This is a genomic window from Mesorhizobium sp. M7A.F.Ca.MR.362.00.0.0 (assembly GCF_004023175.1).
GTDB lineage: Bacteria > Pseudomonadota > Alphaproteobacteria > Rhizobiales > Rhizobiaceae > Mesorhizobium.
This window is the reverse complement of sequence record NZ_RZTF01000356.1, coordinates 1-6,639: the sequence shown is the minus strand read 5'-3', so window position 1 is coordinate 6,639 and position 6,639 is coordinate 1. Positions and strand designations below refer to the sequence as shown.

Genomic DNA, 6,639 nt, shown 5'->3' with positions numbered 1-6,639 from the left:
GGCAGGTCGATCGCATGCAGGACCTTGCCGGCCTCGGACAGGACGGCAGCGCCAAAGCTGCCGTCGCGTTTGACGAAAGCCGTGGCGAAGACGGCGTCGGCCACAAGCGTGGTTGCCCAGGCCGAGGGCGTCATCGTCGCCATGAAGCCAACGCCTGCAGCTCTCAGGAAATCGCGGCGATCTATCAGAGGGGTTTTCAATTCAGTCCCCATCCAGCGAAGAGAAGCCTGCGGTCAGTCCGAATTCGGCGGTCAACCTGGTGCCGATCAAGGCCGAGAGGCTGGAGGTGATCAGCGCGAAATGATCGAGCTTGTCACGCAGCGCCGGATCGGCAAGCGCCTTGTCGATTGGACCGCCGACCGCCTTGGCGGTGGCGACACCGTTGACCAGCTGGATGTGGATCGATTCGGCCATCCAGCGCGCATCGGTCTGCAGGGCATCGCCCAGCTTCGAGGCCTGGAACAGCGTATCGATGCCGGAGAGATTGCCGGCCAGTGACGCGGTGGTGTTTTGCGAGCGCCAGTAGATTGCCTGTTTCGGCTTGTCCGCATCCGGCTTGCCGCCGAAAAACCCTTTCAGGCGCACGTCGCGCACCATTTCGAGCTCATTGATGAAGACGCCGACCAGTTCCGTCACCGCTTCGTTGCCGTCGCGGTAAAGTGGGTTCTGCGGCCCCGGATTGGCCCAAAGCGCTGCAAAGCCGTCCGGCTTGTTCCAGGCGGCGCTGACCTCACCGGCCATGGCTTCGATGTTGCCGGCAACCGCCGCGCCATATGCGCAGCGGTAGGGATCATCCTTGCCGGCAAGTGCATCGGCGCCGTCGCCGTAAAGAACGAATTCGAGCGCGCCCAGCCCCTGCATGGCAACGCTCTTGCCGGCCAGTTGTGCCGGATCGGTCGCGGTCGGATCCTTGTCGGACAGCGCCGCCTGTACCTGTTTCAGGCCGATGCTCTTGCGATCCGGCCAGAACAGCATGCGCTCCAGCCGGTTGTTCTCCTTGATCGGTCCGAAGCCGATGATTTCGGCTGACGACCAGGCATAGACGGTGGCGGAGAATTCGGCGCGTGCGGCATCGAGTTCTCCTTGCGAGGGCGTGACGCACAGCTCGCGCATGGATCCGGTCAAGGCTTCCGCATGCTCGTGCAGGCCGGCATAGGCCGGGCGGACGAAGCCATCGATCGCGCGCTGGATGATATCGGAGGCTTTGACCGCCGCCGACGCAGGGACAACGCCCAGCAGGGCCAGCGGAAGAACGAGAAACAATGCAGAACGCTTGAACATCACAGTGACTCCAGGAATTTGAGCAGCGCGTCACGCTCAGTCGCACTGGCGGCGGCAAAGCGGTCGCGCGCTTTCTGCGCCTCGCCGCCATGCCACAGAATCGCCTCGGTCAGGCTGCGCGCGCGCCCGTCATGCAGGAAGAAGGAATTGCCGTTGACCGTCTCGGTCAGGCCGATGCCCCACAGCGGCGGCGTGCGCCATTCATTGCCCGTCGCATCTCCCACGGCTTGGCCATCGGCCAGATCAGGCCCCATGTCGTGCAGCAGGAAGTCGGAATAAGGCCAGATCAGCTGGAAGGCCCGCGCCTTGTTGGGCGTATCGCGGCGCGTGACGAATTTCGGCGTGTGGCAGGCAATGCAGCCGATCTCGTAGAATGTTTTTTTGCCCGCGAGCACGTCCGGCCGGTCGAGGTCGCGGCGCGACGGCACGGCCAGGTTCTGCGAATAGAAGGTGACGAGATCCATCACCGGCGGCGGCGCCTCGACCGGACCAAGGCGCTGCTGCACGCCGTTCGGCATGGCGAGGCATTTTGCCTCCGCAGCAGTGCAATCGCCCCAATGCTTCGGCTCTTCGGGCGTCGAGATGCCGATGTCGCCGGCAAAGGCGTCCGCCGCCTGCTGGCGGATCGACGCGGTCTGTGCCTTCCAGCCGAAACGGCCAAGCGTCAGTTTTCCGTTCAGGCTATCGCGCACGATGTTCGGCCTGCCGGAAATGCCGTCGCCGTCCCTGTCGTTCGGATCGGCGTGGGCGAGAATATCAGCCGGCGCGATCTGTTCGATCAGGCCCAAGCCGATCATCGGCGGGGTCAGGCGCGGCGACAGCGTGGTGCGTGGGTCAAGCGGCCCGTAGCCAAGGCTGTCAACCGAATAGCTCGGTTTGCGCAAGGAGATCACAGTGCGGTCCGTCAGCTCCACCTTACGTTCCTGATAGTCAACATGCATCCTGCCTTCACCGGGCAGGCCGGGTACGGCGAGCTCCTGCAATTGCGTGCCGTAGACCGGGTCGGGGAAGTTGAGCACCTTGTGGTCGGCAAGCGCCGCCTTCTCTTCCGCGCTGCTGGCGTCGCGGGCCAGCCGCAGGAACATCGACGTGGTGCCGACGTCGCCTTGCGGCGGGCGGCCGCGGCCATCTTTCAGATGGCAGTTCTGGCAGGCACGTTCGTTGAACAGCGGGCCGAGCCCGTCCGACGCCTGCGTCGAGGATGGCGACGAGACCCAGTTCTTGCGGAAAAGGGCATTGCCGAGCTTGAAGTCGCCCTCTTCCTCGAAGGTGATGTTGGCCGAGGATTGCGAGAAGGAATCGCGGCTGACGTCCTTCCGGGACGTGCCGGCGCCACCTTGCATCAGTTCGAACTGCTCTGGCCTGGAAAAATCCGCGGTCGGCCTCGTGACGGCGATGACGCGCGCCTGGTCCTTCGCATTGAGGTCGGTGCGCGTGGTGGCGAGCCCGGCAGGCTGAAGATCACCGGCCATCGCCGAAGAGGCAAGCGCCAACACGAGCACGACATAGCGCCGACGCGCCAATCCGGCCGGCGTCTTGCGAAGGAGCGGCGAGCCATTGGCCCGCCGCGAGCGGCGCACGAATTCTAGCAGGCGCCGCATTCCCGCATGCCCTTACTCCGCCTCGTCCGCCGATGCGGCGTTGAGCTGGCCGTATTTTTCCTCGCCGATCGAGGCAAGCAGGTCGAGCTGCGTCTCGAGAAAGTCGATGTGACCCTCCTCGTCGGCGAGCAATTCCTCGAACAGCTTCATCGTCACGTAGTCGCCGGCGTCGTTGCAGATTTCGCGCGACCGCTTGTAGGCGGTACGTGCGTCATATTCGCCGGCAAGATCGGATTCGAGCACTTCCTTGACGTTCTGCCCGATGCGCAGTGGCGCCACGGACTGCAGGTTCGGATGGCCTTCGAGGAAGATGATCCGGGCCACGAGCTTGTCGGCATGGTGCATCTCCTCGATCGATTCCGCCCGCTCCTTCTTTGCCAGCTTGGCGTATCCCCAGTCCTCAAGCAGACGGAAATGCACCCAGTACTGATTGACGGCCCCAAGCTCCAGAAAAAGAGCCTCGTTAAGCCGCTCGATGATCTGCGGATCGCCTTTCATGAATTCTGCTCCCGTATTGGACGCGCAGGCCTCTGACGCGATCCAGGTGTGAAACGACATCCACGCCGCTCGCCTCCGAGCGGGCGTGGTAATTTTCGGTGACCCGAATGATCGTTTCCACCACATTTGGGAAGCAGCCGCAACAGCGACCGCGCTTTTGCATGGCATGATAGATCTTCGCCGGCACGATCAGCTGCCAGGGATCCTGGTCCAGCAGCCCGACGATCGTCTGCTCGATCTCCTTCTCGGTGATGATATTGCAATGACAAATCAGCATTGGCTTGCTCGGCTGGCTGACGGCGTCTCCCGCGCCGTGTGGCTTGATTTTCTAGCGGAGGCCGTTCCAGAGCCGGTTGTCCGGCTCCGGATCAGTCTCCTGTCTTTCGGCCCTTACTTGAACACCTTGTCCGGCGCGTCGAGGCTGTCGGACCCTTCGAAGGCGATGGTGCTGAGCTTCAGGGAGCCGACGGCGCGCTCAATCGACTTGGTCTGATCGATCAGCGCATCGATCGCCGCCTGCACGGTGGCGTTGCCCTCAACGTTGCCCTCGGCGATCTGCTGGTCATAGGCCTCGCCGGCCAGTGCACGCGCCTTGATCGCCTCCATCTTGGCGACGGTGACATCGAGCTTGTCAGACAGTTCCTTGTCGATCGCCGGATCGGCCGCCTTCACCATATCGGCCACCGAGGGACCCGAAACGACGGTGCCGTCGAGACGCGTGTAGCTTGCATGATAGGCCGCGCGAATGCCGATGGCGTCGTAGAGATGCGAATTGTAGGTGTTGTCGGAGAAGCAATCGTGCTCCTCTTCCGGATCATGCAGCAGCAGGCCGAGCTTCATGCGCTCGCCGGCCAGTTCGCCGTAGGACAGCGAGCCCATGCCGGTGAAGATGGTCGAGATCGCCGTGTTCGGCTCGCCATCGACGAGAGCCTTGCGGGCGGCGCCGTCTTCCTTCCAGTTGCCGACCATCTCCTGAATATCCGAAACCAGAAGGTCGCTGGCCGATTTCAGATACTCGGCGCGGCGATCGCAATTGCCGCCGGTGCAGTTCTTGAGGTCGTAGTCGGTATAGGGGCGCTCGCCGGCACCCGGGCCGGTGCCATGCAGGTCCTGGCCCCAGAGCAGGAATTCGATGGCGTGGTAGCCGGTGGCGACATTGGCCTCGATGCCGCCGGCTCCCTGCAGCGTGCCGGAGAGGAACTCCGGCGAAAGCTTCGATGCATCGACCTTCTTGCCGTTGATCTCGATCTCCTTGTTGGCGATCACATTGGCCGTGTAGAGCGCGTTCGCGTCCGATTCGGAGCCGTAGCTCTTGGCGACGTAGTCGATCAAACCTTCATCCAGCGGCCAGGAATTCACCTTGCCTTCCCAGTCGTCGACGATCTTGTTGCCGAAGCGGTAGACCTCGGTCTGCTGGTAGGGAACGCGCGATGCCTTCCAGGCGTCACGGGCAGCGTTGAGGGTTTCCACCGATGGCGCGGCGAGCAGCGCGTCGACCGCCTTGTCGAGCGCCTGCGCGGTGGTCAACGAATCCTCGTATTTGGCGAGTGCGATGTCGGAATAGGTCTTGATGACCGCCTTTGCATCGGTTTCCGCCTTTGCCGGCAACACGAATACCGCCACCGTCAGCAGGGCAGTGGCGCCGATCGCCGCAAGCCTGCTGCCATATCGTGCTGTCATAATCACTCTCCAGTTTCTCGGAAATTCTGTAAACGGCGCGCGCAACAACCGGCGCCAGGCCATCTGTGGGCCATTGGGCGCAAGAGATGCCGCGCCATCGCGCGGTTCGCGGAAGAAAGACACCAAAATGCCTCCAATCGAAAGGGTTCAAGGCCCAGACATTAAAGGGATGCGCTGACGCGCGAGCCTCCATAAAGCTGCGACATCGTCGGATGTCAATGACAATCCGTAGGAAAAGTCAATTGAAACAACAGTTTAGAATTATTCTAAACTACGACTGTCAACTTTATGCATCTTCTGCACCGGTCTTGCCACTGAACTGTACGATTGACAGCCGCCATTCCGGGTGCGACCCGCAAAAGCTCTCTTGCGGCGGCACCAGACAATTGCCACTTGGCGAGACATCCTAGGATAGAAGCGGGATTGGAATGCGATGAAGAACGGTGTGGTCATTGTCGGCGCGGGTCATGCGGGCGTGCAAGCGGCCGCCAGTCTGCGCGAAGACGGCTATGACGGGCCGGTGATCCTCGTCGGGGATGAGGACGAACTTCCCTATCACAAACCGCCGCTGTCGAAGACTTTCATCAAGGATGCAGAGGCCAAGCCGCAACCCTTGCGCGGCGAGGCCTTTTACACCGGCAGCGCCATCGATTACCGGCCTGGCGTCAGGATCGATCGAATCGATGCCGGACGCCGCAGTTTGGATATTGCCGGCGGTGGTGCGCTGGCCTTTGGCCACCTGATCCTGGCGACAGGCTCGCGCCCGCGCACGCTGCCGCTGCCCGGTGCCGACCTGTCCGGTGTGCTGTCGCTGCGCTCGCTGGCCGATGCGCGGCTGATCCGCGACCTCAGCGCGCAAAGCGACGAAGTCGTCATCCTCGGCGGCGGTTTCATCGGGTTGGAGATCGCAGCCACGTTGAGGGCCGCCGGTCGCACGGTGACAGTGGTCGAGGCGGTGGACCGGCTGCTCGGCCGCGCCGTGGCGCCGGTCGTGGCGAGCCACGTCCGGCAACGGCTGGAGGCGACAGGCGTGCGCATCCTCACCGGCACCTCGATCGCCAGGCTCGATGGCGAAAACGGTCATGTCACGGCCGCCATCACCTCATCAGGCGAAAGGCTGCCGGCGCGCATGCTCATCGTCGGCGTTGGTGCCGTGCCGAATTTAGAACTGGCGCAGGCGGCCGGCCTCAGCATCGCCAACGGCATTCGCGTCGATCATCAGATGCGCACGTCGATGCCGGAGATTCTCGCCATTGGCGATGCTGCCTCCTACCGGCACTGGTTCACCGGCGGCGACGTGCGGCTGGAATCGGTGCAGAATGCCACCGACCAGGCGCGGCTTGCCGCGCGCACGATATCGGGCCATGCCGACGCCTATTCGGCGGTGCCATGGTTCTGGTCCGACATCGGCGACATGAAATTGCAGATGGTCGGCCTGACCGCCGGCGGCGACAGCCATGTCGTGCTGGGCGACCTGCCCGACAACAAGTTCTCGATCTACCACTATGCCGGCGACCGGCTGCTCGGTATCGAATCGGTCAACCGTCCCGGCGACCACATGCTTGGCCGCAAGATGCTC

6 protein-coding genes and 1 pseudogene are annotated in these 6,639 nt (G+C 63.0%); 1 reads left to right on the top strand and 6 read right to left on the bottom strand.

Going from position 1 to position 6,639, the window contains the following annotated elements:
• The 6 genes and pseudogenes from EOC06_RS45035 to EOC06_RS29705 all read right to left on the bottom strand — a co-directional run.
• Window positions 1–200: pseudogene (locus EOC06_RS45035) on the bottom strand (DUF1513 domain-containing protein); the annotation flags it as partial.
• A 1-nt stretch (window position 201) separates the two neighbouring features.
• Window positions 202–1,281: an imelysin family protein gene (locus EOC06_RS29725; RefSeq protein WP_128309470.1), complete on the bottom strand. Its 1,080-nt coding sequence runs from the start codon at window positions 1,279–1,281 to the stop codon at window positions 202–204.
• Window positions 1,281–2,882, bottom strand: coding sequence for a di-heme oxidoredictase family protein (locus EOC06_RS29720; RefSeq protein WP_128309469.1), 1,602 nt, complete (start codon window positions 2,880–2,882; stop codon window positions 1,281–1,283). Before EOC06_RS29720 ends, EOC06_RS29725 begins: the two co-directional genes overlap by 1 nt.
• A 12-nt stretch (window positions 2,883–2,894) precedes the next feature.
• Complete coding sequence (bfr, locus tag EOC06_RS29715) at window positions 2,895–3,380, bottom strand: bacterioferritin (protein ID WP_013527914.1); 486 nt, start codon at window positions 3,378–3,380, stop codon at window positions 2,895–2,897.
• Window positions 3,346–3,657 (bottom strand): (2Fe-2S)-binding protein, encoded by a 312-nt coding sequence (locus EOC06_RS29710; RefSeq protein ID WP_023811421.1) that lies wholly within the window; start codon window positions 3,655–3,657, stop codon window positions 3,346–3,348. Before EOC06_RS29710 ends, bfr begins: the two co-directional genes overlap by 35 nt.
• 113 nt (window positions 3,658–3,770) lie before the next feature.
• Entirely contained in the window at window positions 3,771–5,060 is a 1,290-nt protein-coding gene (locus EOC06_RS29705) for an imelysin family protein (RefSeq protein WP_128309468.1), read from the bottom strand.
• A gap of 433 nt (window positions 5,061–5,493) precedes the next feature.
• Between EOC06_RS29705 and EOC06_RS29700 the strand changes: the two genes are divergently transcribed.
• Window positions 5,494–6,639: NAD(P)/FAD-dependent oxidoreductase (locus EOC06_RS29700; RefSeq protein WP_128309467.1), on the top strand; the 1,146-nt coding region annotated here is incomplete at its 3' end.

Excerpts from the sequence above, each read along its gene's own strand:
- EOC06_RS29725 (WP_128309470.1), bottom strand. The coding sequence starts at position 1,281 with ATGTTCAAGCGTTCTGCATTGTTTCTCGTTCTTCCGCTGGCCCTGCTG.
- EOC06_RS29720 (WP_128309469.1), bottom strand. The coding sequence starts at position 2,882 with ATGCGGCGCCTGCTAGAATTCGTGCGCCGCTCGCGGCGGGCCAATGGC.
- bfr (WP_013527914.1), bottom strand. The coding sequence starts at position 3,380 with ATGAAAGGCGATCCGCAGATCATCGAGCGGCTTAACGAGGCTCTTTTT.
- EOC06_RS29710 (WP_023811421.1), bottom strand. The coding sequence starts at position 3,657 with ATGCTGATTTGTCATTGCAATATCATCACCGAGAAGGAGATCGAGCAG.
- EOC06_RS29705 (WP_128309468.1), bottom strand. The coding sequence starts at position 5,060 with ATGACAGCACGATATGGCAGCAGGCTTGCGGCGATCGGCGCCACTGCC.